The 25,618-nt window shown below is 67.9% G+C and carries 24 protein-coding genes; 13 read left to right on the top strand and 11 right to left on the bottom strand.

Going from position 1 to position 25,618, the window contains the following annotated elements:
* Nucleotides 1–50: 50 nt before the first annotated feature.
* The 5 genes from mtnA to ligA form a co-directional block, all read right to left on the bottom strand.
* Nucleotides 51–1,112, bottom strand: a complete 1,062-nt coding sequence (gene mtnA, locus ABIA71_RS15220; protein ID WP_038687670.1) for an S-methyl-5-thioribose-1-phosphate isomerase — start codon at nucleotides 1,110–1,112, stop codon at nucleotides 51–53.
* Between the two features lie 43 nt (nucleotides 1,113–1,155).
* A complete protein-coding gene (locus ABIA71_RS15215) occupies nucleotides 1,156–1,800 on the bottom strand; it encodes a DUF3011 domain-containing protein (RefSeq protein ID WP_354286409.1) in 645 nt (214 codons plus the stop codon).
* 225 nt (nucleotides 1,801–2,025) lie between these two features.
* On the bottom strand, nucleotides 2,026–2,970 hold the full coding sequence (gene epmA, locus ABIA71_RS15210; RefSeq protein ID WP_354286283.1) for an EF-P lysine aminoacylase EpmA: 945 nt from the start codon (nucleotides 2,968–2,970) through the stop codon (nucleotides 2,026–2,028).
* A complete protein-coding gene (locus ABIA71_RS15205; RefSeq protein ID WP_354286281.1) occupies nucleotides 2,967–3,452 on the bottom strand; it encodes a GNAT family N-acetyltransferase in 486 nt (161 codons plus the stop codon). Before ABIA71_RS15205 ends, epmA begins: the two co-directional genes overlap by 4 nt.
* A gap of 51 nt (nucleotides 3,453–3,503) precedes the next feature.
* Nucleotides 3,504–5,966, bottom strand: coding sequence for an NAD-dependent DNA ligase LigA (ligA, locus tag ABIA71_RS15200; protein WP_354286279.1), 2,463 nt, complete (start codon nucleotides 5,964–5,966; stop codon nucleotides 3,504–3,506).
* Nucleotides 5,967–6,104: 138 nt separating this feature from the next.
* On the opposite strand from ligA, the gene ABIA71_RS15195 reads away from it, so the two are divergent.
* Nucleotides 6,105–7,211: a pyridoxal phosphate-dependent aminotransferase gene (locus ABIA71_RS15195; RefSeq protein ID WP_354286277.1), complete on the top strand. Its 1,107-nt coding sequence runs from the start codon at nucleotides 6,105–6,107 to the stop codon at nucleotides 7,209–7,211.
* A 42-nt stretch (nucleotides 7,212–7,253) separates the two neighbouring features.
* On the opposite strand, the gene zipA is transcribed toward ABIA71_RS15195, so the two are convergent.
* The 6 genes from zipA to ABIA71_RS15165 all read right to left on the bottom strand — a co-directional run bounded on the left by zipA (nucleotide 7,254) and on the right by ABIA71_RS15165 (nucleotide 14,206).
* On the bottom strand, nucleotides 7,254–7,985 hold the full coding sequence (gene zipA / locus ABIA71_RS15190; RefSeq protein ID WP_354286275.1) for a cell division protein ZipA: 732 nt from the start codon (nucleotides 7,983–7,985) through the stop codon (nucleotides 7,254–7,256).
* 48 nt (nucleotides 7,986–8,033) lie between these two features.
* Nucleotides 8,034–11,537, bottom strand: coding sequence for a chromosome segregation protein SMC (gene smc, locus ABIA71_RS15185; protein ID WP_354286273.1), 3,504 nt, complete (start codon nucleotides 11,535–11,537; stop codon nucleotides 8,034–8,036).
* A gap of 878 nt (nucleotides 11,538–12,415) precedes the next feature.
* The gene (gene rplI, locus ABIA71_RS15180) at nucleotides 12,416–12,868 is read right to left on the bottom strand and encodes a 50S ribosomal protein L9 (protein WP_128096425.1); all 453 of its coding nucleotides are present in this window, start codon (nucleotides 12,866–12,868) and stop codon (nucleotides 12,416–12,418) included.
* Nucleotides 12,869–13,019: 151 nt separating this feature from the next.
* Nucleotides 13,020–13,250, bottom strand: coding sequence for a 30S ribosomal protein S18 (gene rpsR, locus ABIA71_RS15175; RefSeq protein ID WP_002804494.1), 231 nt, complete (start codon nucleotides 13,248–13,250; stop codon nucleotides 13,020–13,022).
* Nucleotides 13,251–13,261: 11 nt separating this feature from the next.
* Nucleotides 13,262–13,699, bottom strand: a complete 438-nt coding sequence (gene rpsF, locus ABIA71_RS15170; protein WP_038687655.1) for a 30S ribosomal protein S6 — start codon at nucleotides 13,697–13,699, stop codon at nucleotides 13,262–13,264.
* 168 nt (nucleotides 13,700–13,867) lie between these two features.
* Nucleotides 13,868–14,206 (bottom strand): HesB/IscA family protein, encoded by a 339-nt coding sequence (locus ABIA71_RS15165; RefSeq protein ID WP_038687654.1) that lies wholly within the window; start codon nucleotides 14,204–14,206, stop codon nucleotides 13,868–13,870.
* 129 nt (nucleotides 14,207–14,335) lie between these two features.
* Between ABIA71_RS15165 and asnS the strand changes: the two genes are divergently transcribed.
* From asnS to ABIA71_RS15105, 12 genes are all read left to right on the top strand, one after another.
* Nucleotides 14,336–15,730, top strand: coding sequence for an asparagine--tRNA ligase (gene asnS / locus ABIA71_RS15160; protein WP_354286270.1), 1,395 nt, complete (start codon nucleotides 14,336–14,338; stop codon nucleotides 15,728–15,730).
* A gap of 23 nt (nucleotides 15,731–15,753) precedes the next feature.
* The gene (locus tag ABIA71_RS15155; RefSeq protein WP_159497167.1) at nucleotides 15,754–16,059 is read left to right on the top strand and encodes a hypothetical protein; all 306 of its coding nucleotides are present in this window, start codon (nucleotides 15,754–15,756) and stop codon (nucleotides 16,057–16,059) included.
* On the top strand, nucleotides 16,056–16,370 hold the full coding sequence (locus ABIA71_RS15150; RefSeq protein ID WP_128096419.1) for a hypothetical protein: 315 nt from the start codon (nucleotides 16,056–16,058) through the stop codon (nucleotides 16,368–16,370). Before ABIA71_RS15155 ends, ABIA71_RS15150 begins: the two co-directional genes overlap by 4 nt.
* Before the next feature lie 6 nt (nucleotides 16,371–16,376).
* Nucleotides 16,377–17,012: an FMN-binding negative transcriptional regulator gene (locus tag ABIA71_RS15145; RefSeq protein WP_354286267.1), complete on the top strand. Its 636-nt coding sequence runs from the start codon at nucleotides 16,377–16,379 to the stop codon at nucleotides 17,010–17,012.
* 76 nt (nucleotides 17,013–17,088) lie between these two features.
* Nucleotides 17,089–17,751 carry a carbonate dehydratase gene (gene can / locus ABIA71_RS15140; RefSeq protein ID WP_128096417.1) on the top strand — a complete coding sequence of 221 codons (663 nt, stop codon included), beginning with the start codon at nucleotides 17,089–17,091 and terminating at the stop codon, nucleotides 17,749–17,751.
* A gap of 26 nt (nucleotides 17,752–17,777) precedes the next feature.
* A complete protein-coding gene (locus ABIA71_RS15135) occupies nucleotides 17,778–18,305 on the top strand; it encodes a 3-hydroxyanthranilate 3,4-dioxygenase (RefSeq protein WP_354286265.1) in 528 nt (175 codons plus the stop codon).
* Nucleotides 18,306–19,143: 838 nt separating this feature from the next.
* Nucleotides 19,144–20,421, top strand: a complete 1,278-nt coding sequence (gene kynU, locus ABIA71_RS15130) for a kynureninase (protein ID WP_354286263.1) — start codon at nucleotides 19,144–19,146, stop codon at nucleotides 20,419–20,421.
* A 38-nt stretch (nucleotides 20,422–20,459) separates the two neighbouring features.
* Complete coding sequence (locus tag ABIA71_RS15125) at nucleotides 20,460–21,824, top strand: FAD-dependent oxidoreductase (RefSeq protein ID WP_354286407.1); 1,365 nt, start codon at nucleotides 20,460–20,462, stop codon at nucleotides 21,822–21,824.
* On the top strand, nucleotides 21,824–23,263 hold the full coding sequence (gene sbcB, locus ABIA71_RS15120; RefSeq protein ID WP_354286261.1) for an exodeoxyribonuclease I: 1,440 nt from the start codon (nucleotides 21,824–21,826) through the stop codon (nucleotides 23,261–23,263). The genes ABIA71_RS15125 and sbcB overlap by 1 nt, the downstream gene beginning before the upstream one ends.
* Nucleotides 23,260–23,946 carry a DUF2461 domain-containing protein gene (locus ABIA71_RS15115; RefSeq protein ID WP_313422320.1) on the top strand — a complete coding sequence of 229 codons (687 nt, stop codon included), beginning with the start codon at nucleotides 23,260–23,262 and terminating at the stop codon, nucleotides 23,944–23,946. The genes sbcB and ABIA71_RS15115 overlap by 4 nt, the downstream gene beginning before the upstream one ends.
* A gap of 5 nt (nucleotides 23,947–23,951) precedes the next feature.
* Nucleotides 23,952–24,938 (top strand): aldo/keto reductase, encoded by a 987-nt coding sequence (locus ABIA71_RS15110; RefSeq protein WP_354286259.1) that lies wholly within the window; start codon nucleotides 23,952–23,954, stop codon nucleotides 24,936–24,938.
* A 63-nt stretch (nucleotides 24,939–25,001) separates the two neighbouring features.
* Complete coding sequence (locus ABIA71_RS15105; protein ID WP_354286257.1) at nucleotides 25,002–25,580, top strand: DUF2939 domain-containing protein; 579 nt, start codon at nucleotides 25,002–25,004, stop codon at nucleotides 25,578–25,580.
* Nucleotides 25,581–25,618: the final 38 nt, after the last annotated feature.

Raw genomic sequence — 25,618 nt, 5'->3', positions numbered from 1 at the left:
CCCGATCCCGGTAGGCCACGACCGTTGGTCGTGGCACATGGCGGCGGAAATCAGCCGAACGCGGCCTGCATGTTGGTCACCGTCGGATTCAGGATCACCCCGCGCTCGGTGACGATGGCATCGATCAGGCTGCCCGGGGTGACGTCGAACACCGGGTTCCAGGCGGCGATGCCCTCGGCCACGGTGCGCGTGCCCCCTACCCCGTACAGCTCGCCCGGATCGCGCTGCTCGATCTCGATCTGCTCGCCGTCGGCGGTGTCCATGTCCACCGTGGAGGACGGCGCCACCACCATGAACTTGACCCCGTGGTGGCGGGCGGCGATGGCCAGCTGGTAGGTGCCGATCTTGTTGGCGGTGTCGCCGTTGGCGCAGATGCGGTCGGCACCGACGATCACCCACTGCACCGCGCCGGTCTTCATCAGGTGCGAGGCGGCCGAATCGGCGATCAGGGTGGCGTCGATGCCGTCCTGCTGCAGCTCCCACACGGTCAGGCGCGCGCCCTGCAGCCACGGCCGGGTTTCGCCGGCGAAGACCTTGGCGATACGGTGCTGGGCCATGCCCGCGCGGATCACCCCCAACGCGGTGCCGAACCCGGCGGTGGCCAGGGAGCCGGTATTGCAGTGGGTGAGCACGCCACTGCCGGCCTCGATCAGGCCGGCGCCGAGCGCGCCCATGTGGCGGTTGGCGGCCAGGTCTTCATCTGCGATGGCCTGGGCCTCGGTGGCCAGCACCTGCTGCCAGTCGGCACCGGCCGGGGCCAGCGCGCGGCGCATGCGGGCCAGCGCCCAGGCCAGGTTCACCGCGGTCGGGCGGGACGCGTTGAGCCGCTGCAGGGCCGGTTCCAGCTTGGCCAGCGCCTGGGCGCCATCGTCGGCCTGCACCCCGGCCGCGGCCAGCACCACGCCCCAGGCGGCGGCAATGCCGATCGCCGGCGCGCCGCGCACGGTGAGCGCATGGATGGCCTCGGCCACGGCGTCACTGTCGCGGCATTCCACGTGCTCCACCACGAACGGCAGCTTGCGCTGGTCGAGCAGTTGCAGGGTATCGCCGGTCCACAGGATCGGGCGGATATGGTCGTAACGGGCGTAGTCGATGTCGGTGGATGCGTTCATCGCAGCATTGTAGCGGCGCACGCCCAAGCCGCCAAAGCGCGGCTCAATTGACCTGGAATTCAGCGCGGCAGCCGTTGTCTACCCACACCCCACGCACGTCCCAGCCCCAGCTGCGGCCTTCCTCGCAGGGGCTGCCGGACAACTGTTTGGACAAGCGCGCGCCCTTGCCGATGGTCGCCCCGCAGAAACGCCGCTGGCGCGACTTGGATTCGCACACCAGCGTGCGAGGCGCATCGAGGAACCCGGAGCCGTCGGCAGCGCCCACTTCGAAGTCGCCCTGGCAGCCGCGGGTGACCCACACTTCGTTGCGTCGCACGCCCCAGCTGTGGTTTTCGCGGCACGGCATGGCCGACAGCTGGCGCAGCAGCCTGACCGGCGCACCCTGCAGTGCCACCGGGCAACTCTGCGGACGTCCATTGGATTCGCAGCGCAGCACCCGGCGCACCTGCCGCACGGCGCCGGTGCTGGCGCCGCCTGCCGGTCGGCTGCGGAATTCGGCACGGCAGCCCAGCGTGACCCACACGCCGGAACGATCAGTGCCCCATTCGGTGCCGCGGATGCAGCTGCTGTCGGACAACTGGCGTATCAGGTCCACGCCGTTGGCCACCGGCATGTCGCAGTGCACCCATTCCATGTCACGCGATTGGCAGCGCACCACCTGCGCTTCGTACCCGGTCTGGTCGGCCATCGCCGTGGCAGGCAGCACGCTGCTCCACAACACCAGCGTCCACCACGTCCACGTCCAGCGCGGCGCGCTCCATGATGGCAGTTCGGCAACTTCCCACAGCTTCATCAACCCTTTCCCCGCCGCAACTGAACGATCACGCGCCTACCATCGGGCATGCGCTGTGATCAGAGCATCATCGTGCAGGTCGCGCAAGACGTACACGCGACAATCACGCGCGTTGTGCGTTCAGGCTTGGGCGAAATCGATCGCCAGTACATCGGCAATCCGCGTGGTGCGGTTCATCGCCATCAGCAGGCGATCCACCCCGACCGCAACGCCGGCGCAATCGGGCAGATCCGGCAGGGCCTGCAGCAACGGCTCGTCCAGCGGCGGCATCACATCGCCACGCGCCGCACGTACGGCGTGGTCGCGGGTGAAGCGCGCGCGCTGTTCAGCAGCGTCGTTCAGCTCGTGGTACCCGTTGGCCAGTTCCACCGCGCCCAGGTACAGCTCGAAGCGCTCGGCCAGCGGCGGCGTGCCCGGGCGGATACGCGCCAGCGCGGCCTGGCTGGCCGGCCAGTCGTGGACGACGGTCATGCTGTCGTCATCAAACGTGGGCTGGATGCAATGGGTCATCAGCAGGTCCAGCCAGTCGTCGCGGGTGAGGCCGTCTGCGTCAATGCGGACCGAGGCCAGCGGCGCCTGCAGCTGCGCCAGCGATGCGTCGAACGGGTCCACGCCCAGCTGCTGCTGGTACAGGCTGCGGTAGTCGACCACGCGCAGATCGGCGGTGCGCTGCACCAGGCCGAGTGCGGCGCGGACCAGCGCAACGGTTTCCTCGATGAGCCGGTGGTGGTCCCAGCCCACCCGGTACCACTCCAGCATGGTGAACTCGGGGTTGTGGCGGCCACCGGCTTCGCCGTTGCGGAACACCCGGCCGAGTTCGTAGCAGTCGCCCACGCCGGCGGCGAGCAGTCGCTTGAGCGGGTATTCGGGCGAGGTGCGCAACCAGCGTTGTGCGCTGCCGGCGTCAACGTGGCCGCTGAAGCGGGTGTGGAAGCTGTCGATGTTCGGCTCGGTGTTGCCGGCCGCCGACAGGATCGGCGTTTCCACTTCCAGCACGTCGCGCGCGGCAAAGAACGACCGGATCAACGCGTTGAGCGCGGCACGCTGGCGCAGCGCGGCGATCATGCGCGCGCGTCCTTCAGTCGCTGCGCGAGCGGCAGGGTGAGCAGGTCGCGGGTGTCGTCGACGTAGCCGGTGGCCAGGTACAGCCGCCGCGCCAGTTCGTTGTGGTGGTTCACTTCCAGCCGCATGCGCGCCACCCCGCGCGCATTGGCGCGCTGTTCCAGGATGGCCAGCGCCTGCTTGCCACGGCCGCGGCCACGCGCGGCATGGCGCAGGTACAGCTCATCGAGCAGCGCGAAATGACCGCCCTGCTCCAGGCTGAAGCCCATCGCCAGCGCCGCGTAGCCCACCACGCTGCCTGCCTCGTCCAGCCACAGCAGCACTTCGCCGTTGCGCGGCTCTTCCAGCAGCGCGGCCAGCGCGGTGCGGACCCGCGCATCATCGAAGTCGAGCTGGTCTTCGGCGTAGAACTCGCGCATCAGCCCGATCAGCAGGTCGGTGTCGGCCACGGTGGCCAGGCGGAAGTCGAGGACGGCAGTGTGCATGGGGTTCTCCGGTGATGCGGGACGGCGGGGCGCAACGGCCCCGCCGTGGGTTCAGTGCTGCGCCAGGAAAGCGACCAGGCGGTCTTCGTCCCACACCTCGATGCCCAGTTCCCCGGCCTTGGTCAGCTTGGACCCGGCTTCGGTGCCGGCCACCACGAACGCGGTCTTCTTGGAGACGCTGCCGGACACCTTGGCGCCCAGCGCTTCCAGCCGCGCCTTGGCCTCGTCACGGGTCATCTGCGCCAACGTGCCGGTCAGCACCACGGTCTGGCCATCCAGCGGGCCGGCCACCTGCTCGGTCTGCTCCGGCGCGCGGGTCAGCAGCGTGCGGCGGTAGTCGTCGGCCTTGAGCAGCATCTGTGCATGGCCGTCGCGGTCCAGCCAGTCGGCCAGGCCAAGCGCCACTTCGTTGGGCAGCCCGGCCGCCACGAAACGCACGGGCTCGGCGTCGACCAATGCGGCCGCATCGGGCAGTGCGGCGGTGAGCTTTTCGGCGCGCAGGCGGGTGATGCCGGGAATCTCGGCCTCTACCAGCAGCTGGGCGAAATCCAGGCCGTCGCGCAGCTTGGCCGACGGCGCGTGGGTATCGCCGATGCGCACCTGCCCCACCTTCAGCAGGGCATCGATGGCGTCCTGGTTGCCGGACTGCTCGAAGAAGTGGCCCAGCGAACGTGCCACTTCCCCGCCGATGTCGGGCACGCGCTTGAACAGCGGCCACGGCAGGTGACGGATCAGCTCGAGGTCGCCGAACCAGGTCGACAGTCCCTTGGAGGTGTTCTCGCCGACGTTCTCGATGCCCAGCGCGAACAGCAGCCGTTCCAGCGTGGTGTCGCGGCTGGCGTCGATGGCCGCGATCAGGTTGTCGGCCCAGCGCGTGGCGATCTTCCGGGTGTTCCAGGCAAAGGCCGCCGGCATTGCCAGTGCCTTGGCGCGCCAGCCAGCGTCGCTGCCATCGAGCTGCAGAATGGCGCGCAGGTAGTCGCCGCTGCCTTCCGGCGGCAGGTGCAGGCCGATCTGTGCCGCGAGGGCCTCAGGCGTTTCGGCGTCCAGCACCAGCTTCAGGTGCAGCAGCTGGTCGCGGGTGAGCCGGTACAGGTCGGCCACGCTTCGTACGATGCCGGCGTCGACCAGAGTCTCGATGTACTTGCCCCCCAGGCCGTCGATGTCCATCGCGCGGCGCGAGGCGAAGTGCGCGATGGCCTCCTTGCGCTGCGCCGGGCAGCTCAGTTCGCCCGAGCAACGCCACACGGCCTCGCCCTCTTCGCGCACAATCTCCGACCCGCACACCGGGCACTGCGCCGGCATCTGCCAGGGCGTGGTGCCGGCCGGACGCCGTTCGGCGATGACGCTGACCACTTCGGGAATCACATCGCCGGCGCGGCGCACGATCACCGTGTCGCCCACGCGCACGTCAAGGCGCTGGATCTGGTCGGCGTTGTGCAGGGTGGCGTTGGACACGATCACCCCCGCCACGGCCACCGGGTTCAGGCGCGCCACCGGGGTGGCGGCACCGGTGCGGCCGATCTGGATTTCGATCGCCTCCACCGTGGTGGTCTGTTCCTGCGCGGGGAATTTGTGCGCGATTGCCCAGCGCGGCGCGCGCGATACGAAGCCCATGGTTTCCTGGCCGGCGCGGTCGTCCAGCTTGTAGACCACGCCGTCGATGTCGAACGCCAGTCCATCGCGACGCTCGCCAATGTCGCGGTAATAGGCCAGCAGGCCGGCACTGCCCTCCACCACCTGGCACAGTTCGCTGACCGGGAAGCCCCACGCACGCAGCTGCGCCAGCGTGGCCGAGTGGGTAGGCGGCAACTCGCCGCCCTCCACCTGGCCGGTGCCGTAGGCGTAGAAACTGAGCTTGCGCCTGGCGCTCATCTTCGGGTCCAGCTGGCGCAGCGAACCGGCCGCGGCGTTGCGTGGGTTGGCCAGCACCTTGCCGTCGTGCAGGCGCGCCTGTGCGTTGTAGGCCTCGAAATCGGCGCGCGCCATGTACACCTCGCCGCGCACTTCCAGCACGTCCGGCCAGCCCGCTCCCTGCAGTTCCTGCGGAATCACCGCGATCTGGCGCAGGTTGGCGCTGACGTCCTCACCGGTGCTGCCATCGCCGCGGGTGGCACCCTGCACGAAGCGCCCGTTTTCGTAGCGCAGGCTGATGGCCAGGCCATCGAGCTTGGGTTCGGCCGAGAAATACAGCGCATCGCGGCGCAGGCGCTCGCTGATGCGGCGCACGAAATCCTGCACTTCCTCGTCGCTGAAGGCATTGCCCAGCGACAGCATCGGCACCGCGTGGCGCACTTCGGCAAAGCGCGAGGAGGCCTTGCCGCCGACGCGCTGGGTGGGGGAATCGGCAACGGCCAGTTCCGGGTGGTCGCGCTCCAGTGCTTCCAGCTCGCGCACCAGGCGGTCGTACTCCGCATCCGGGATCAGCTGCTCGTCGCGCTCGTGGTAGGCCGTGCCGGCGTCATCGATCTGGCGGCGCAGTGCCTCGGCACGTTCAGCGGGGCTGGGGCTCATCCGGGAGGCATCCTGAAAGGGCTGTTGATTTTATGGCCTGCCGTCCCCGGCAGCCACCCCGCTGCGGTGCGGCGTGGCTATTGCCGGCAACCCGGCACAGGGTTAGCGTGCGCCAAGTCCCTCCATGCAGGTGTTTCCGTGACCGTTGCCGCTCCTTCCCGCCGTTCATTCCTGCAGTTGGCCGGCACCGGTCTGGCCTTGTCCGGGCTGGGCGTGTCGACCGTGTCGGCCGCCTCGCCGCGTGCCAGCGCGGTCGGCGGCCCGGTGCTGCTGAACTTCAACGAATGCCCGTATGGCCCGGCGCCGGTGGCGCAGGCTGCGGCGCGCGAGATCGTGGCCGGTAGCGGGCGCTATCTATTCGCACTGGCCGGTGAGCTGCGCGACCTGTTCGCCAGCCAGGAAGGCATCAGCAAGGACCACGTGCGGCTGTACCCGGGCTCCAGCGAACCGCTCAACCGCGCCGCGATCCTGTGGACCTCGGCCAGCGCCGGGCTGGTGGTGGCCGACCCCACCTTCGAAGCGCTGGGCGACCTGGCCGCCGCGCGCGGCGCCACCGTCGCCAGGATCGCGCTGCGCGAGGACGGCGCGCATGACGTCCGCGCGATGGCCGCTGCAGCCGCACGGATCAACGCCGGCCTGCTGTACCTGTGCAATCCGAACAACCCCACCGGGTCGATCACCCCCGCCGCGGACATCGCCTGGCTGCTGGCCAACAAGCCCCGGCAGACGCGGGTGCTGGTCGACGAGGCCTACCTGCAGTACAGCGATCAGCGCTCGGTGATCGCCCAGGTGATGCAGCGCGACGATGTGATCGTGCTGCGTACGTTTTCCAAGCTGTACGGCATGGCCGGGTTGCGCCTGGGCGTGGCCGCGGCGCACCCGGACCGACTGCGCGAACTGGCCAGCCTGGGCGACAACCCGCTGCCGGTCACCGCGCTCGCGGCCGGGCTGGCCAGCCTGCGCGCGCCGGGCCTGGTGGCGCAGCGCAAGGCAGAGAACACGCAGGTGCGGCAGGCCACCGTGGCCTGGCTGGTCGCGCGCGGATTCGCCTGCGTGCCGACCGAAGCCAATTGCTTCGTGGTGGACGTCAAGCGCGACGGCAGCGCGTTCGCGGCCGCCATGGCCGAACAGGGCGTGGTGATCGGCCGCAGCTGGCCCATCTGGCCGCAGCGGGTACGGGTGACCGTGGGCACGGCGGCGGAAATGGCGCGGTTCCGCGACGCGTTCGCCGCAGTCACCGGGTAGAGCCGACCGTCGGTCGGCTGCTCGATGCCCACCGCGCTTGGATTACCAGCGCGGGGCTTTGGTCAGCGGCGGGGCCTGGTGCTGGCGGTCGTAGGCGCGCAGCTCGTCACGGATGTGCGCGATGCGCTGGCGGCCCAGGGCATTGCGGCTGTCGTCCAGGACCACGCCGTCGAGCAGTTCGCCCATGCGCTGCACGGTCGGCAGCATCTTTTCCCACGCGTCCAGCGCGGTCAGCGGCGCCGGCAGGGTGAGGAAGAAGGCGATCGCCGGGGTTTCCATCTCGCGGATATTGGCCATGTCGAAGCTGCCCGGCTTCATGATGCTGGCCATCGAGAAGATCGGACCGCGCTCGGGGTGGCCTTCGACCAGGCGGTGGAACACGTTCATGTGGCCAAACACCAGGCCGGTCTTTTCAGCGGCCACGACGATGTCTTCGCCACGCAGCTGTTCACCGGCGCGGGCGGCCACGAACAACGACACGATCTTGTCGAAATCCTGGCTGGCGCGCTTGCCCAGGTCGCTGGCGGCGCCATCGACATCGGGCAGGCCCAGTTCGGGCTGGGTCACGCCGTCGTCGCCGGCGCTGCCGGTGGCGACATCACCACCCTCGCCCTCGCCCAGGCTGGGCTCACGGCGCGCGCCAGTGCCGCTCTCGGCGGTGTCGACGCGGCGACCCTGCGACTTTTTCTTCGGACGGCCAAACAGGAAGATCGCGGCGATCAACAGCAGGCCGGCGGCCAGGATGCCGATGCGGAGCAGTGCCATGTCGGACATTCGGTGGGGGTCTCCGGCTAAATACGTTCAGGTACTAAGGATGGCACGTCAGGCGGCGCCCGCCAATCGTGCCGCCTCTTCCAGGTCCACGCTGACCAGACGGCTGACGCCCGGTTCGCGCATGGTCACGCCCGACAACTGGTGCGCCGCTTCCATGGTGGCCTTGTTGTGGCTGACGAACAGGAACTGCACCTTTTCACTCATTTCCTTGACCATGTTGGCCAGGCGGCCGACGTTGGCTTCGTCCAGCGGCGCGTCCACCTCGTCCAGCAGGCAGAACGGCGCCGGGTTGAGCTGGAAGATCGCAAACACCAGCGCCACCGCGGTCATCGCCTTCTCGCCACCGGACAACAGCGAGATGCTGGACACGCGCTTGCCGGGCGGCCGCGCCATGATGGCTACACCGGTGTCGAGAAGGTCTTCACCGGTCAATTCCAGGTACGCATGGCCACCGCCGAACAGGCGCGGGTACAGCTGCTGCACGCCGGCGTTGACGCGGTCGAAGGTGTCCTTGAAGCGGCCGCGGGTTTCGCGGTCGATCTTGCGGATGGCGTCTTCGAGGGTTTCCAGCGCGGTGGTCAGGTCGGTGTTCTGCGCATCCAGGTACTCCGAGCGCTGCGACGCTTCGCCGTACTCCTGGATGGCGGCCAGGTTGACCGGCTCCAGGCGGCGCATGCGGCCGTCGATCTGGTGCACCGTCTGTTCCCAGTCGGTTACGCGGGCATCTTCGGGCAGCGTGTTGATCACGTCCTGCAGCACGAAGCCGGCCTTCTCCACCGACGCCGACAGCTGCTCGGCGCTCAGCACCAGCGCCTGCTGGTCCAGCTTGCGCTGGGAAATGCGCTCGCGCTGGGCCAGTGCCTGCTCGTCGCGCTTGTGGCGGGTCTGTTCGAAATTCCGCAGTTCGGCGTCGATGCCATCCAGCAGGGTGCGTGCTTCGCCCAGCACGCGGTCGGCGCGCACGCGTTCGCTGAGGGCATTCTGGTGTTCGGCCTGCAGGGTCTGCACCGGCGAATCGCCCTGGTCCAGCTGCGAATGCAGTTCGCCAAGGCGGGTATCGAGCTGGCCACGCTGGGTGCTCATGCGCTCCAGTGCCTGGCTCAGCGAGGCAATCTGGGTGCGCTGCGATTCCAGCGTCAGCGCCAACGAATGCGCGCTCTCACGCACGTTGCGGGCATGGTCACGGGCCTGGTCGCGGGCATCGGTGAGCTGGCGGCGTTCGCCTTCCAGCGCCGCACGCACCGCTTCCAGGTCGCCCATGCTGGTGACCGCATCGTCCAGCCGCGCACGGGCCTCGCGTACCTGTTCGCGACCGGTATCCAGGGTTTCCTGCAGTTGCAGCAGCTCGCCTTCGATGCGGTCGATGCGGGTTCGCGCCGCCTCCACCTTGCCCTGTTGGCTCTGCAGCTGGCCACCCAGTTCGGAGACGCTGCGATGGGCCTGGTACAGCTGCCGCTGCGCGTCTTCGCGATGTTGTTCGCCGGCCAGCAGCTGCTCGCGGAACGCCGACAGCTGCTGCTCCAGTTCGGCCTCGCGCTCCTGCAACGTGTCGATCTGACCGCGCAGGGTGACGATCTCGCGCTCGCGCAGCAGCGCGCCCTGCTTGGCTGCGCCGGAGCGCGAGACGCGCACCCAGCCATCGCCCAGGCGTTCGCCGCCCCGGGTAATGACCGAGTCGCCCTCGCCCAGCGTGGCCTGCAGGGTGCGCGCGGCGTCCAGGTCTTCGGCGGCATGCAGCCGGGCCAGCAGGCGGCGGATCGCGGTGGGGCCCTGCACTTTGGCGGCCAGCGAGGTCGGTGCCACGCTGAGCGGCGCCTGGCTGTCGGAGACCAGCGCAATGCGGCCCTCGCCCAGCTCGGCCAGTTCGGCCACGAGCTGTTCGGGGGCGTCGACCAGCACGCCTTCGATCAGCTGGCCAAGCGCGCTTTCCACGGCGTTTTCCCAGCCGCTTTCCACGGTCAGGCGTTCGCCAACGCGCGCGCCCGAATCCAGCCCGCGCGCCTTCAGCCACGCCACCGCCGCGCCCTGCTCCTGGCCCAACGCGGCCTGCTGCAGGGTTTCCAGCGACGACAAGCGGCCGCGCGCGGCCTGGGCCTGCTTGCGGATCTCGGCCAGTTCGGTCTGCCCGGTGCGCTGGCGGTCCTGCAGGCCGGCCACGGCCTGCTTGCGTTCTTCAACCTGCTCGTTGAGGCCGTCCAGCGCCTCTTTCTGGGTCTGGTGCTGCAGGTGCAGTTCTTCAAACACCTCGGCCAGCGCGTCCAGGTCCAGGCTGGCGCGTTCGGCGCTCAACGCTTCGCGGCGGCGGTCGGCTTCCAGTACCTGGCGGTCGAGGTAATCGACGCGGGTGCGTTCGACTTCGCCGGCGCGCGAGGCTTCGGAGGTGCTGCGGGTGTGGGCTTCCCAGCGCTGCTGCCAGTCGGCCAGGCGGGCCTCGGCATCACGCAGGGCTTCCTGCTTGATTTCGTTTTCTTCCTGCAGCTGTTCCAGGCGCGGCTCGGCCTCGTCCACGGCTTCGCGCAGGACCATCAGTTTGGCTTCGTCGCCGCTGATGTGCTGGCCCAGTTCGGCCAGGGCCTGCTGGGCTTCATCGCGCGCCTTGTTGAGGCGCTGCGACATTTCGCGCTGGTGCTGGATCTGCTGTTCCAGGCGGGCCAACGTGCTGCCCACCTGGTACACCTCGGCCTGGGCGGTGCTCAGCGCATCGGCGGCTTCTTCACGGCGTACGCGGCTGGTTTCGATGCGGGCTTCGGCGTCGCGCTGTTCGGCGATGAACTGCTGCAGGCGGGTTTCTTCCTGCGAGAGCGCTTCGCGCAGGCCGCCGAGGCGACCGTCGAGGCCGCGGTATTCCAGCGCCTTCCACTCGGCGTCCTTGACCCGGCGCTCTTCCTGCAGGGCCTGGTATTGCTCGGCCTGGCGCGCCTGGCGCTTGAGGTGCTCGAGCTGCTTGCCGATTTCCTCGCGCAGGTCGCCAAGGCGGTCGAGGTTTTCGCGGGTGTGGCGGATGCGGGTTTCGGTTTCCTTGCGGCGTTCCTTGTACTTGGAGATGCCGGCGGCTTCTTCCAAGTACACGCGCAGGTCTTCGGGACGGGCTTCGATGATCTGGCTGATCATGCCCTGTTCGATGATGGAGTAGCTGCGCGGGCCGAGGCCGGTGCCGAGGAACAGGTCGGTGATGTCGCGGCGGCGGCACTTGGTGCCGTTGAGGTAGTAGTTGCTGCTGCCGTCGCGGCTGACCTGGCGCTTGACCGAGATTTCGTTGAAGGAGGCGTACTCGCCGGTGATGGTGTGGTCGGTGTTGTCGAAAATCAGTTCGACGGTCGCCTGGGACACGGGCTTGCGTGCCGAGGAGCCGGAGAAAATGACGTCGGTGAGCGAGTCACCGCGCAGGCGGCTGGCCGAGCTTTCGCCCATGACCCAGCGGACGGCGTCGATGATGTTGGATTTGCCACAGCCATTTGGCCCCACCACGCCGGTCATGTTGGTCGGCAGGTGCAGCGTGGTCGGATCGACGAAGGACTTGAAGCCGGACAGCTTGATCGTGGACAGACGCATGGCGGGATTGGTTTCCGGGGCAAGGGCCTGAAGCGACCCCCGCCAGGGTGGATGTCGGAGCGATTCCCACCCTCAAGCCATTGATGTTGCTGGGTTTCAATGGCCCCAAGGGCGACGCGATAGCCTGAGTATAACGGGGCGGCTGTTCCACGGGCTGTGGGGGTGGGTTGGTTTGGGTTTCGGTTAGAGGCGAAGGGCAAGAGCCGGGGCCAGAGCTGGAGCCAAAGCCTTTGCGTGCTGGCTCCGTCTGGGCGGCCGGGATGGGTGGGGTCGCGGGACACGCCGTAAATCCATCCCTGGAGGCTCGTGGGCGCCATCCATGGCGCCCAACGGTCCCGCGACCCCACCCACCCCGACCGTCGATAGTGGGTCGGTACGCAAGGGAAAGGCGAAATCCGGATTCCCGACGTTGCTTTGCGACGTGACCGGGGATGTCGAGATAAAGGGGGGATTGAAGGGGGGGGTAGAGCCACGCCATGCGTGGCTATCGGGATACGCAAATGAGAGCAGCCACGCATGGCGTGGCTCTACCCGCCTCACCCATCACGCAACCCTATCGACCGCTTCTCGCCCCAGCCACGCATGGCGTGGCTCTACCCGCCCGCATCGGACATCCCGGCAGAGGGTGTCGGGTGGCCTTGGCCGGGACCGTTGGGCGCCATGGATGGCGCCCACGAGCCTCCAGGGATGGATTTACGGCGTGTCCCGGCCAAGGCCACCCGGCACCCTCCCACCGGAAGAACCAAAGCGCCGGCACCCGCCGTTGATCTGGCTTCAAGCTTCTAAGCTTTTAAGCTTTTAAAAAACAAAACCCCCAAACACAAAAACGGGCACCCTTGCGGGCACCCGTTCTGGTGACGCCAGCCTTTCGGCAGGAATCAGGCCTTTTCGGCTTCCACAACCACCTTGACGGTGGTTTCCACGTCGGCGTGCAGGTGAACAGTCACCTCGTACTCGCCCACGTTGCGGAAAGCGCCTTCGCCCAGGATCACTTCGCTCTTTTCCAGCGGCAGGCCGGCCTTGGTGAAGGCTTCGGCGATGTCGCGCGGGCCAACCGAACCGTACAGCTTGCCTTCCGTCGACGCGTTGGCGGCGATGGTGACGCTCTTGCCTTCCAGCTGTGCCTTGCGGGCTTCGGCGTCAGCGTGGATCGACTGGGCCTTGGCTTCGTAGTCGGCGCGCTTGGCTTCGAACTCGGCAACGTTGGTGGCGGTGGCCGGAACGGCCTTGCCGGTCGGGACGAGGAAGTTGCGGCCGTAGCCCGGCTTCACGTCGACCAGATCGCCCAGACCGCCGAGGTTGGTGACCTTCTGGAGAAGAATCAGCTTCATGGTGTAGCTCCAAATATGTATTCGTTAGCGAGGCGTGGCCCCGCAGCGATGGCTGTCCGAATATCCGAACGGTAGACCGTGAAACCGCCCGACGCTTTGCAGCGCGGGCGGCCAGGTCCACGAAAGCGGCGACCGAAGCCGCCGGCTTTCATCAGACGTCGTGGTTGTCGGTGTACGGAATCAGGGCCAGGAAACGGGCGCGCTTGACGGCCGTTGCCAGCTGGCGCTGGTACTTCGACTTGGTACCGGTGACGCGGCTCGGCACGATCTTGCCGTTCTCGGTCAGGTACTGGCGCAGAGTGTTGAGATCCTTGTAATCGATCTCCTTGACACCTTCGGCCGTGAACTTGCAGAACTTGCGGCGACGGAAGAACTTGGACATGTCAGTGCTCCTTAAGCGGCCGAAGCGGCGTCTTCGCCGGCATCGGTGTCAGCGGCGGGGGTGGTTTCACCTTCTTCGTCATCACGACGACGACGCTCGCCACGCTCGGGCTTGTCACCCTTCTCGTCCTTGCTCTTCATGATCAGCGACTGCTCGGTGTCAGCTTCGTCACGCTTGATGACGAGGTTGCGCAGCACGGCATCGTTGAAGCGGAAGCTTTCCACCAGCTCGCTCAGCACGGCCTGGTCGCACTCGATGTTGAGCATGACGTAGTGGGCCTTCACCAGGTTCTGGATCGGGTACGCCAGCTGACGACGGCCCCAGTCTTCCAGACGGTGGATGGTGCCGTTGCCGTTCTCGACCAGCGCCTTGTAGCGCTCGATCATGGCCGGGACCTGTTCGCTCTGGTCCGGATGGACCAGGAACACGACTTCGTAATGACGACTCATGTGTTTTTACCTTTCGGATGTGGCCCTTTGGGGGCCGGACAGCCCCCCGCAGATGAACGCGGTGGGGCAAGGGTCCTGCCCGGAATCAGGCAGGAAGCCGCAAAGTATGGCAGCAGAGGCGGCCGCAGGCAAGCAGCAGCGGGGCCAAGCGCCCCGCCCCGGCCCGGATCAGGCCTTGTCGGCTTCGGTGGTGAAGCTCTCGCCGCAGCCGCATTCGGCGGTGGCGTTCGGGTTCCTGAACGTGAACGTCTCGCTCAGCCCGTGCTTGCCGAAGTCGATCTCGGTGCCGTCGACCAGGCCCAGGCTGTCGGCATCCACGTAGATGCGCACCCCGTCCTGCTCGAACACGGTGTCGCCCTGGCGCTCGTCGCGGGCCAGGTCGGTGATGTGGCCCCAGCCCGAACAACCGGTACGGGTGACGCCGAAACGCAGGCCCAGCGCGCCCGGGGTCTGGGCGACGAACTTCTGCACACGGGCAAAGGCAACAGGGGTAAGGCTTACAGCCATGACAGGCAACTCCAGCGGATCGGGGTCATTATAGGAGTCCGCGGCGGCTAAAAATGCCTCGCAAGCAGAACGCTGCACCCGTTAAACTCCTCGTTCAGAGATCGAGTCGATCAATAGAGGATTCAAGTCATGACGGTGGTCAGCGTTGAACATGCGCTTGCCGGGAAGATCCCGGAAGGCGGCGAGGCAACCGTACGCGGTTGGGTGCGTACGGTGCGTGGGTCGGCAGCACTGGCCTTCGTCAATGTCACCGATGGCTCCTGCTTTGCCCCCATCCAGGTGGTGGCCAATGACACCCTGGACAACTTCGACGCGATCAAGGCCCTCACCCCCGGCTGCTCGGTAATCGCCCGCGGCACCCTGGTCAAGTCGCAGGGCAAGGGCCAGTCGTTCGAGATCCAGGCCAGCAGCATCGAGATCGTCGGCCTGGTCGAAGACCCGCTGACCTACCCGATCCAGCCCAAGCCGATGAGCGCCGAGTTCCTGCGTGAAGTGGCGCACCTGCGCCCGCGCACCAACCTGTTCGGCGCGGTCACCCGCATCCGCAACTGCCTGTCCCAGGCCGTGCACCGGTTCTTCCACGAGAACGGGTTCAACTGGATCAGCACCCCGATCATCACCACCTCCGACGCCGAAGGCGCCGGCCAGATGTTCCGGGTGTCCACCCTGGACATGGCCAACCTGCCCCGCAACGACAAGGGCGAGGTCGATTTCAGCCGCGATTTCTTCGGCAAGGAAACCTTCCTGACCGTGTCCGGCCAGCTCAACGTCGAGGCGTACTGCCTGGCCCTGAGCAAGGTGTACACGTTCGGCCCGACCTTCCGCGCCGAAAACTCCAACACCACCCGCCACCTGGCGGAGTTCTGGATGATCGAGCCGGAAATCGCCTTCGCCGACCTGGCCGAAGACGCGCGCCTGGCCGAGCAGTTCCTGAAGTACCTGTTCCGCGCGGTGCTCGACGAGCGTGGCGACGACCTGGCGTTCCTGGCCGAGCGCGTGGACAAGAACGCGATCACCAAGCTGGAGGCTTTCATCAATGCTCCGTTCGAGCAGATCGACTACACCGAGGCGGTGAAGCTGCTGCAGAACTCGGGCAAGACGTTCGACTTCCCGGTCGAGTGGGGCCTGGACCTGCAGACCGAGCACGAGCGCTGGCTGACCGAGGAACACATCGGCCGCCCGGTGGTGGTGACCAACTACCCCGAGCACATCAAGGCGTTCTACATGCGCCTGAACGACGACGGCAAGACCGTTGCCGCGATGGACGTGCTGGCCCCGGGCATCGGCGAGATCATCGGCGGCAGCCAGCGCGAAGAGCGCCTGGACGTGCTGGACGCGCGCATGGCGCAGTTCGGCCTGGACCGCGAGCACTACGGCTGGTACCGCGATTTCCGCCGCTACGGTTCGGTGCCGCACGCCGGCTTCGGGCTGGGCTTCGAGCGCCTGGTGGTCTACGTCTGCGGGCTGGGCAACATCCGCGATGCGATCGCCTACCCGCGCGCACCGGGCACCGCCGAGTTCTGATCCACCTACGGAGGCACTGACCCATGACCTTGTTCTTCGCGCTGTGCTTCGTCGGCGTGGCGATCGCCGGGTTCAGTGCCTTCGTGATTTTCTGGCCGCTCACCCTGGTCCACATCCGCGACCGCCACCCGCTGCTGGCGCAACGCTTCGGCAACGGTGCGTTCCTGCGCCCGGACGCGCTGCGATGGCTGCTGGGCCGTGATTACCGGCAAACCCCCGACCGGGCGCTGTCCGGGCTGGCAACGCCGGCCTGGGTGTCGCTGCTGACCCTGCTGGCCGGGCTGGGCATGGCTGCCCTGCTCTGGCTGCTTTCGATGGTACTGATATGAACGACACCTCCCCCGACCGCGACGAGTGGTTCCTGGCCAGCCTGGGCAACACGCTGATCTGGGCCCGCCTGCGGGTCCGCCCGGCGGGCACCGCCGAAGTGCTCGACAGCGACGGCAACACGCTCAGCTACGACAGCGAAGACACCGCGCGCTCGCAGCTGTTCGACGCCGAATTCGTCTCCTATGACGGGCTGGACGAGGAAGACGCGCTGATCCGCGGCTTCTCGCTGCATGAAGTGCAGCCGCCGCAGGGCGCCAGCGATGCCGACCTGCAGGGCCGCATGGTGCAGAGCCTGGGCGCCCGCGCCTAACCGACGATGTTCATTCCGTCCGCCTTCGCCGAGACCGACCTGATCTGGCTGGACCGGCTGCTGGCGCGCGATGCGTTCGTCACCCTGGTGACCAACGGCGCCGACGGCTACCCGCAGGCCACGCGCCTGCCGGTGGTGTACACGCGTGATGCCGACGGCATCCTGATCGAAGGCCACTGGGCCAAACCGAATCCGCAGGCTGGCCACGCCGGACCGGCCACGCTGCTGGTGAACGGCCCGCACGCGTATGTGTCGCCGGGCTGGTATCCGGACAAAGAGGCGCAGGCGCGCGTCCCCACCTGGAACTACGCCGCGGCCGAACTGCGCGGCGTGCTGGAACCGGTCACCGACCCGGACGCGCTGGTAGCGATGCTGGACGCACTGAGCACGCATTACGAAGGCACCGTGGGCGGCGATTGGGACCTGCTGCCGATCGAGCCGCGCCAACAGCGCATGCTGGCCGGCATCGTCGGCTTCCGCTTCCGCCCGGCCCGGGTACAGATCAAGCTCAAACTGAGCCAGAACCACCCGGAGGCGAACCAGCGCAGCGTGATCGACGCGCTGTCGGCGCTGGACGCTCCGGCTTCCCGCGAGCTGGCGCAGTGGATGCGCTGGCGCCGCGACGGCGGCACCGCCGGCTGACCCTCCCCGTTTTCCGCGACGTTGCGGCCAGGCTGGCCGCGCCTTGCCCCCACCTCACGTCAGGGACACCTGCCCCATGAAAGACATCCACAAGCTGCTGCAGAACAACCGCGAATGGGCGGACCGGATCGAGAAGGAAGACCCCGACTTCTTCCACCAGCTGGCCAAGCAGCAGCATCCGGAATACCTGTGGATCGGCTGCTCGGATTCGCGCGTGCCGGCCAACCAGATCATCGGCATGGCGCCGGGCGAAGTGTTCGTACACCGCAACGTGGCCAACGTGGTGGTGCACACCGACCTCAACTGCCTGAGCGTGATCCAGTACGCGGTGGACCAGCTGAAGGTGAAGCACATCCTGATCGTGGGCCATTACGGCTGCGGCGGCGTGCACGCCAGCCTGCACAACACGCGGGTGGGCCTGGCCGACAACTGGCTGCGGCACGTGGGCGATGTGGCACAGAAGCACGCATCGATCATGGATGCGATCGACGATCCGGACCTGAAACATGCACGGCTGTGCGAACTGAACGTGATCGAGCAGGTGGTCAACGCCTGCCGGTCGACGATCGTGCAGGACGCCTGGGCGCGTGGACAGAAACTGATGGTGCACGGCTGGGTCTACAGCCTGAAGGACGGCCGGGTGCGCGAAATGGGCATCGACGTGGGCGCGCCGGAAGACCTGCAGGCAGCCTACGAGCGGGCGCTGGCGCATGTGCCGCGCCGCGGCAAGCGCGACTGACCCTTCCCCACTACGGACATCGCACCATGCTTCCCATGCCGATCAACCTGCTGGGCTGGATCGAAGAAAACCGGCATCTGCTGAAGCCGCCGGTGGGCAACAAGATGATCGAGAACGGGGACTTCATCGTGATGGTGGTGGGCGGGCCGAACAGCCGCACGGACTACCATTACGACGAGGGCCCGGAGTGGTTCTACCAGCTCGAAGGCGAGATGGTGCTGAAGGTGCAGGAAGACGGCGCCGTGCGCGACATTCCGATCCGCGCGGGCGAAATTTTCCTGCTACCGGGCAAAGTGCCGCATTCCCCGCGCCGCCCGCCCGGCGGCGTGGGACTGGTAGTGGAGCGCAAGCGCCTCGCCCACGAACGCGACGGCCTGCTGTGGTTCTGCGAGCGCTGCAACCACAAACTGTACGAAGAATACTTCGCACTGGAAAACATCGAAACGGACCTCCCGAAGGTGTTTGCGCGGTACCAGGCATCGCTGGAGATGCGCACGTGTGAGGCGTGCGGACACGTGGACCCGTTGCCTGCGGCTGGTGCGGTTGAAGACTGAGCAATGAAAAGCGCCGCGCTGCGTGCGCGCGTTTGAGCGGAGCGCAGCCGACCAACGGTCGGCTCTACCGGCGTCACCTCGCGTGACGCCACATGATCCGCGTCACCTCACTTAACGCCATATGATCCGCGTCACCTCACGTGACGCCACATGATCCGCGTAACCCCGCGTGACGCCACATCACCCGCGCGACCTCGCGTGACGCCACGTGACCCCGCGGCCCCGCGTAACCACGATCCCAACCACGACTTTGGTAGGGTCGATCCCCGATCGACTGCCGATACGTCTTCCCCGTTCGATGGCAGCATGACCTCCGAGCGGAGCGCAGCCGACCAACGGTCGGCTCTACCCACCTGGCCCCGCATCATCCCGCCCCATCCCGCGTCATCCCGCGTCATCCCGCCCCATCCCGCCCCATCCAGCGTCACCGGCCCCGCGGCCCGCGCAGCCCCACGTGACAACAACCAACGCGTTACCCGCATTACCCGCAATACCCGCGTTTTATCCCCGTTACCCGCATTACCCGCGTTCCCCTGAGCACCGACCCTGTGTCAGGGCGTGGTGCGGGTGGGTGGCCGGGACCCTCCACCGCATGGATGCGGTGGCGGAGCCTCCACGGACGGATTTACGGCGTGTCCCGGCCACCCACCCGCACCGCGCCGACCCAGCCACCGCACAGACACCACGCTTCTGCCGTTGCCGTTGCCGTTGCCGTTGCCGTTGCCGTTGCCGTTGCCTCACGCCTCGAAAAAAACAAAAAACCACCCCAACCACGGGATTCAGCCCACACCCCCACCACCCGGATAAACTGTCCGTCACTGTCACCGCTGGTTGCACCATGTCCGAACTTCTCAGCCGCACCCATGCCGTTGCCCTGGACGCTGCCGACCCCCTGCGCACCCTTCGCAGCGAGTTCGTCTTCCCCCAGCACAACCACCGCGACCAGACCTACTTCGTCGGCAACTCGCTGGGCCTGCAGCCGCGCGGCGCCCGGGCCGCCGTCCAGGACGTCATGGACAAATGGGCCAGCCTCGCCGTCGAAGGCCACTTCACCGGTGATACCCAGTGGCTCCGCTACCACCGCCTCGTCAGCGAACAGCTTGCCCGCGTCGTCGGCGCGCTGCCCAGCGAAGTGGTCGCCATGAACACCCTCAGCGTCAATCTCCACCTGATGATGGTCAGCTTCTACCGGCCCAGCCGCGAGCGCCCCGCCATCCTCATCGAAGCCGGCGCGTTCCCCACCGACCGCCACGCCGTCGAATCGCAGATCCGCTTCCACGGCTTCGACCCGGCCACCGACCTCATCGAAGTCCAGCCTGACGAACCCAACGGCACCATATCCCTGCAGGCCATCGAGCGCGCCATCAACGAACACGGCCCGCGCCTGGCGCTGGTCCTGTGGCCCGGCGTGCAGTACCGCAGCGGCCAGGTCTTCGACCTCGAGGCCATCACCCGCATGGCCCGCCTCCAGGGCGCCCGCGTCGGCTTCGACCTGGCCCACTCGGTCGGCAACGTTCCCCTGCAGCTGCACGACATCGCCCCCGACTTCGCCGTCTGGTGCCACTACAAGTACCTCAACGCCGGCCCCGGCGCCGTGGCCGGCTGCTTCGTCCACGAACGCCACCACCGCGACACCAGCCTGCCGCGCTTCGCCGGCTGGTGGGGCCACGAGGAAGCCACCCGCTTCAAGATGGCCCCGCAGTTCGTGCCCGCCGTCGGCGCCGAAGGCTGGCAGCTCAGCAACCCGCCCGTGCTCGGCCTGGCCCCGCTGCGCGCCGCGCTCGACGTCGTCGACAAGGCCGGTGGCATCACGGCCCTGCGCGAAAAGTCGCTGCGCCTGACCGGCCTGCTCGACGCGCTGGTGCGCGCCCGCCTGACCGGTGTGCTCGAGGTGCTCACCCCCAGCGAACCGGACCGCCGCGGCTGCCAGCTCTCGCTGCGCGTGGTGGGGGGACGCGAGCGTGGCCGCAGCCTGTTCGAGTACCTGCAGACCGTCGGCGTGCTCGGTGACTGGCGCGAACCGGACGTCATCCGCATCTCGCCCACGCCGCTCTACAACCGTTACCAGGACCTGCACCACTTCGTCGACGAAGTGGACGCCTGGGCAGGGCTGTAATCATCCCCGCCCTCCCCGCCCCCACGGACATCGATGTGATCGCACCCCCTTCCCGCTCGCTGAGCATCATCGGCGCTGGCCTGGCCGGCTCCCTGCTCGCCATCCTGCTGTCCCGCCAGGGCTGGCGGATCACCCTGTACGAACGCCGCGGCGACCCGCGCATCAGCGACTACGAGTCGGGCCGCTCGATCAACCTGGCCCTGGCCGAACGCGGCCGCAATGCGCTGCGCCAGGCCGGCGTCGAAGAGGCGGTCATGGCCAAGGCGGTGATGATGCGCGGGCGCATGGTGCACCCGCGCCAGGGCGAACCGCAGCTGCAACGCTACGGCCGCGACGACAGTGAAGTGATCTGGTCGATCCACCGCAAGGACCTCAACACCACGCTGCTGCAGCTGGCCGAAGATGCCGGCGCGCAGGTGCATTTCCACCGCCGCCTGCACACCGTGGATTTCGATGCCGGCTATGCCCGCTTCATCGACGACCGCGACGACCAGCCGCACGACATCCGGTTCGACACCCTGATCGGCGCCGACGGGGCCGGCTCGGCGCTGCGCGCGGCGATGAACCGCAAGCAGCCGCTGGATGAGCGCATCGAGTTCCTCGACCACTCCTACAAGGAGCTGGAGATCCCGCCCACCGCCGACGGCGGCTTCCGCATCGAAGCCAACGCCCTGCACATCTGGCCGCGCGGGCACTACATGTGCATTGCACTGCCCAACGACGAAGGCACCTTCACCGTCACCCTGTTCCTGCCCAACGCAGGCGACCCGAGCTTTGCCACCACCACCAGCGGTGCCGAGGCCGAAGCGCTGTTCGCGCGGGACTTCCCCGATGCGCTGGCGCTGATCCCCAACCTGCGCCGCGACTGGGAAGAACACCCGCCCGGCCTGCTCGGCACACTGCATCTCAAGCACTGGCATCTGCAGGGCCGCGCCGTGCTGCTCGGCGACGCCGCGCACGCGATGGTGCCTTTCCACGGCCAGGGCATGAACTGCGCGTTTGAAGACTGCGTGGCGCTGGCCGGCCACCTGCTTGAACAGGACACGCTGGCCGCGGCCTTCGCCGCCTTCGAGGCCGACCGCAAGCCCAACGCCGAAGCGATCCAGCAGATGGCGTTGGACAACTACCTTGAAATGCGCGATCGCGTCGCCGACCCGGCCTTCCTGCTCCAGCGCGAACTGGAACAGGCCCTGCAGGCGCGCTGGCCCACGCGTTTCGTGCCGCACTACACCATGGTGACCTTCCTGCACACGCCGTATGCGGTAGCGCACGCACGCACCGAACTGCAGCGTCGCATCCTCGAAGACGCCACCGCCGGGCACGACAGCCTGGACCACATCGACTGGGCCGCCCTGGAGCGCATCGTGCATGCGCAGCTGCCCGTGCTGGAGGGCGCGCACTGATGGCAGACAGCTTCCTGTTCTACGACCTGGAAACCTTCGGCCAGGACCCGCGCCGCACCCGCATCGCCCAGTTCGCCGCGATCCGCACCGACGCCGACCTGAACGTCATCGACGAACCGGTCAGTTTCTACGTCAAGCCCGCCGACGACCTGCTGCCTTCGCCGGTGGCCACCTTGATCACCGGCATCACCCCGCAGCATGCGCTGACCGCGGGGGTCAGCGAAGCCGAGGCGTTCGCGCGTATCAACGACCTGATGGCGCGCCCGGGCACCTGCTCGCTCGGCTACAACACGCTGCGCTTCGACGACGAGTTCGTGCGCCACGGGCTGTTCCGCAATTTCTACGACCCGTATGAGCGCGAGTGGCGCAACGGCAATTCGCGCTGGGACCTGCTGGACATGATGCGGCTGCTGCATGCGCTGCGCCCCGAAGGCGTGGTGTGGCCGCAGCGCGAAGATGGCGCCACCTCGTTCAAGCTTGAGCACCTGGCCACCGCCAACAACGTCCGCCAGGGCGATGCCCACGAAGCGCTGTCTGACGTGCATGCCACCATCGGCCTGGCGCGCCTGTTCAAGCAGGCCCAGCCGCGCTTGTGGGACTACGCACTGAAGCTGCGCGACAAGCGCTTTGTGGCCGGCCTGCTCGACGTGGACGCCCTGCAGCCGGTGCTGCACATTTCGATGCGCTACCCGGCCCAGCGCATGTGCGCTGCCCCGGTACTGCCGCTGGCGCGCCACCCGTACATCAACAACCGCATCATCGCGCTCGACCTGGACGGCGACATCGACGCGCTGCTGGAACTGCCGGCCGATACCCTCGCCGCGCGCCTCTACACCCGCGCCGCCGACCTGGCCGAAGGCGAGCAGCGCGTGCCGCTCAAGGAAGTGCACCTCAACAAGGTGCCGGCACTGGTGGCCTGGAACCACCTGCGCCCGGCCGATCACGCCCGCCTGGGCATCGACCCGGCCGCGATCGAGGCCAAGGCCGCCCGCCTGCGCGATCTGGGCCCGACCCTGGCCGAGAAGGTGCGCCAGGTGTTCGGCGGCGAGCGCGTGCTGCCCCCCAGCGACGTGGACGCCTCGCTGTACGACGGCTTCCTGGCCGACGGCGACAAGGCCCTGATGACCCGTATCCGCACCAGCCCGCCGGCCGAGCTGGCCAGCTACGCCGAACGCCTGCGCGACCCGCGCATGCCCGAGCTGCTGTTCCGCTACCGCGCGCGCAACCACCCGCAGACCCTGGACGCGACCGAACGCTCACGCTGGAACGATTACCGTCGCCAGCGCCTGCTTGGCGACACCGCGCTGGGCGAGCAGACCCTGCCGCAGTTCCGCGCGCAGCTGGACGCACTGGCCACCGAGCATGCCGCCGATCCGGCCAGGCTCGCCCTGCTGCAGCAGCTGCGCGACTGGGGCACCCACCTGGAGCAGAGCCTGTGAGCACGTATTTCAGCCCGAAGAGCTTCACCTTCCTGCGCGGCCTGGCCCGCAACAACGACAAGACCTGGTTCAACGACCACAAGCCGCAGTACGAAGAGCACGTTCGCCAGCCGTTCCTGCGCCTGATCGCCGACCTGCAACCGGACCTGGCCGCGGTCAGCGAGCACTTCCGCGCCGACCCGCGCGGCGTCGGCGGTTCGCTGTTCCGCATCTACCGCGACGCGCGCTTCTCCAACGACAAGTCGCCGTACAAGAGCTGGCAGGGCGCGCGGCTGTTCCATGAGCGCCGCAAGCAGGTACCGGCCCCGTCGTTCTACATCCACCTGCAACCCGGCGAGAGCTTCGTCGGTGCCGGCCTGTGGCATCCCGAGCCGGCCACGCAGCGCAAGGTGCGGCACTTCATCGTCGACAACCCCGGCAGCTGGAAGGCGGCCGCGCATTCGCCGGTGCTGCGCAAGAAGTTCGACTTCGAGGAAAGCGAGAAGCTGGTGCGCCCGCCGCGCGGCTTCGAACCGGACTTCGAATTCATCGACGACCTCAAGCACCGCAACTGGGTGTTCTGGCGCTCGCTGGACGATGCGGTGATGACCGGCCCACGCCTGCGCCAGACCATCGCGGCGGACCTGGTCACGCTGGGGCCGTTCGTGGACTACCTGTGCGCGGCGCTGGACCTGGAATTCTGAGCACCGTGCCCACGCATACCGCCATTCCGACGCGCCCGCTGGGGCGCAGCGGCCTGCAGGTATCGCAGGTGGCGCTGGGCTGCTCCGGGTTCTGGGGCAACCATCGGTTCGCCGAAGGCCAGGCCGAACGCATCGTGCGCCGCGCGTTGGAGCGCGGCGTGAACCTGTTCGACACCGGCCACAACTATTCGGCGTTCAACGCCGAGCCACGGCTGGGGCGCATCCTGCAGCGCGCCTATGCCAGCCACCCGCGCGACGGGCTGGTGATCTCCAGCAAGGCCGGTACGCTGACCGGCCAGGCCGGCATCAGCGGCGCCGAGCAACGCGACTTTTCGCCGGCGAACATCGAGCGCAGCTGCGCCGCCTCGCTGCGCAACCTGCACTGCGACCACCTGGACATCTTCCAGCTGCACGGCATCGGCCTGCACGAACTAAGCGACGAACTGCTCACCGCGCTGGAGCGCATGCGCCGCAACGGCATGTTCCGCCTGCTGGGCATCAACACCCATACCGGCGCGATCATGCAGCACATTGCCGACCACCCCACCCTGTTCGACGTGGCGCTGATCGACTACAACGTGCTGCAGCAGGACCGCGAACCGCTGATCGCCGCCATGCACGCGGCGGGCATCGGGGTGCTGGCCGGCACCGTGCTGGCCCAGGGCCACCTGCTGCCGGCGCGGGTGCGGCTGCCCAGGCTGGCCGACGCCTGGTACTTGGCCCGCGCGTGGCTGAAGCCCTCCAGCCGCCAGCTGATGCGCAGCGCGCGCTCCCTGCAGAAGGCAGTGGCCAGCGTGCACTCGCAGTTGCCCGGGCAGACCGCGTTCGCCTATGTGCTGCAGAACCCGGGGATCGCCAGTGGCGTGCTGGGCACGACCCGGGTGGGCAACCTCGACCAGATCCTGGACACCCGCGTGGACGCCCTGCAGCCCGAGGAACGCGCCCGCCTGGTGGCCGCCTTCCAGCGCGCCGGCAGCTCGCCCAGCCAGTAGCGTTCACACTTCTCCACCGGGGCTGCGGCAAGCTCGGGGCAGTCTCCTGCAGGTACCGGATCGATGAAGAAACTTCCATGGTTGCTGCTGGCTCTGCTGCTGGTGCTGGCAGGCCTGTTTTTCAGCGGGCCCTACCTGACCGTGCGCGGGCTGGCCCAGGCCATTGAAACCCGCGACACCGCCAAACTGGACCGCTACGTCGACTTCCCGCTGCTGCGCGCCAACCTTCGCGCCCAGCTCAACGACTACGTAGTGCGCCAGGCCGGCCCGGAGGTGCAGTCCAACTTGCTGGGTGCACTGCTGCTGTCGGCCAGCGAGAAGCTCACCGGCACCGCCGTGGATGCGATGGCCACGCCCACCGGCATCGGCGCACTGCTGGAAGGCCACACCGTGTGGAAACGGGCCAGCAACGACCTGGAAAGCAACGACGCCTACGCCGCGCCGCGCAAGCCGCGCCCGCTGCAGGGCGCCGAGCACCATTTCGAATCGCTGTCACGCTTCACCGCCACCACGCATACCGCCAGCGGCGCACCGATCGTGTTCGTCCTGCAACGTTTCGGCCTGCGCTGGAAGCTGGTGGACATCCGCCTGCCGCTATCGGACGCCGCACCCCAACAGCCGACAGGTCTCCCCATCCGGTAGGTACCGCCCGTTGGTCGGTACGTTGATGGTGGGTCGGT

It is taken from the genome of Stenotrophomonas sp. 2619 (assembly GCF_040548725.1).
Classification (GTDB): domain Bacteria; phylum Pseudomonadota; class Gammaproteobacteria; order Xanthomonadales; family Xanthomonadaceae; genus Stenotrophomonas; species Stenotrophomonas maltophilia_AP.
This window is presented reverse-complemented; position numbering and strand designations above follow the sequence as displayed.

Excerpts from the sequence above, each read along its gene's own strand:
- mtnA (WP_038687670.1), bottom strand. The coding sequence starts at position 1,112 with ATGAACGCATCCACCGACATCGACTACGCCCGTTACGACCATATCCGC.
- ABIA71_RS15215 (WP_354286409.1), bottom strand. The coding sequence starts at position 1,800 with ATGGCCGACCAGACCGGGTACGAAGCGCAGGTGGTGCGCTGCCAATCG.
- epmA (WP_354286283.1), bottom strand. The coding sequence starts at position 2,970 with ATGATCGCCGCGCTGCGCCAGCGTGCCGCGCTCAACGCGTTGATCCGG.
- ABIA71_RS15205 (WP_354286281.1), bottom strand. The coding sequence starts at position 3,452 with ATGCACACTGCCGTCCTCGACTTCCGCCTGGCCACCGTGGCCGACACC.
- ligA (WP_354286279.1), bottom strand. The coding sequence starts at position 5,966 with ATGAGCCCCAGCCCCGCTGAACGTGCCGAGGCACTGCGCCGCCAGATC.
- zipA (WP_354286275.1), bottom strand. The coding sequence starts at position 7,985 with ATGTCCGACATGGCACTGCTCCGCATCGGCATCCTGGCCGCCGGCCTG.
- smc (WP_354286273.1), bottom strand. The coding sequence starts at position 11,537 with ATGCGTCTGTCCACGATCAAGCTGTCCGGCTTCAAGTCCTTCGTCGAT.
- rplI (WP_128096425.1), bottom strand. The coding sequence starts at position 12,868 with ATGAAGCTGATTCTTCTCCAGAAGGTCACCAACCTCGGCGGTCTGGGC.
- rpsR (WP_002804494.1), bottom strand. The coding sequence starts at position 13,250 with ATGTCCAAGTTCTTCCGTCGCCGCAAGTTCTGCAAGTTCACGGCCGAA.
- rpsF (WP_038687655.1), bottom strand. The coding sequence starts at position 13,699 with ATGAGTCGTCATTACGAAGTCGTGTTCCTGGTCCATCCGGACCAGAGC.
- ABIA71_RS15165 (WP_038687654.1), bottom strand. The coding sequence starts at position 14,206 with ATGGCTGTAAGCCTTACCCCTGTTGCCTTTGCCCGTGTGCAGAAGTTC.
- asnS (WP_354286270.1), top strand. The coding sequence starts at position 14,336 with ATGACGGTGGTCAGCGTTGAACATGCGCTTGCCGGGAAGATCCCGGAA.
- ABIA71_RS15155 (WP_159497167.1), top strand. The coding sequence starts at position 15,754 with ATGACCTTGTTCTTCGCGCTGTGCTTCGTCGGCGTGGCGATCGCCGGG.
- ABIA71_RS15150 (WP_128096419.1), top strand. The coding sequence starts at position 16,056 with ATGAACGACACCTCCCCCGACCGCGACGAGTGGTTCCTGGCCAGCCTG.
- ABIA71_RS15145 (WP_354286267.1), top strand. The coding sequence starts at position 16,377 with ATGTTCATTCCGTCCGCCTTCGCCGAGACCGACCTGATCTGGCTGGAC.
- can (WP_128096417.1), top strand. The coding sequence starts at position 17,089 with ATGAAAGACATCCACAAGCTGCTGCAGAACAACCGCGAATGGGCGGAC.
- ABIA71_RS15135 (WP_354286265.1), top strand. The coding sequence starts at position 17,778 with ATGCTTCCCATGCCGATCAACCTGCTGGGCTGGATCGAAGAAAACCGG.
- kynU (WP_354286263.1), top strand. The coding sequence starts at position 19,144 with ATGTCCGAACTTCTCAGCCGCACCCATGCCGTTGCCCTGGACGCTGCC.
- sbcB (WP_354286261.1), top strand. The coding sequence starts at position 21,824 with ATGGCAGACAGCTTCCTGTTCTACGACCTGGAAACCTTCGGCCAGGAC.
- ABIA71_RS15105 (WP_354286257.1), top strand. The coding sequence starts at position 25,002 with ATGAAGAAACTTCCATGGTTGCTGCTGGCTCTGCTGCTGGTGCTGGCA.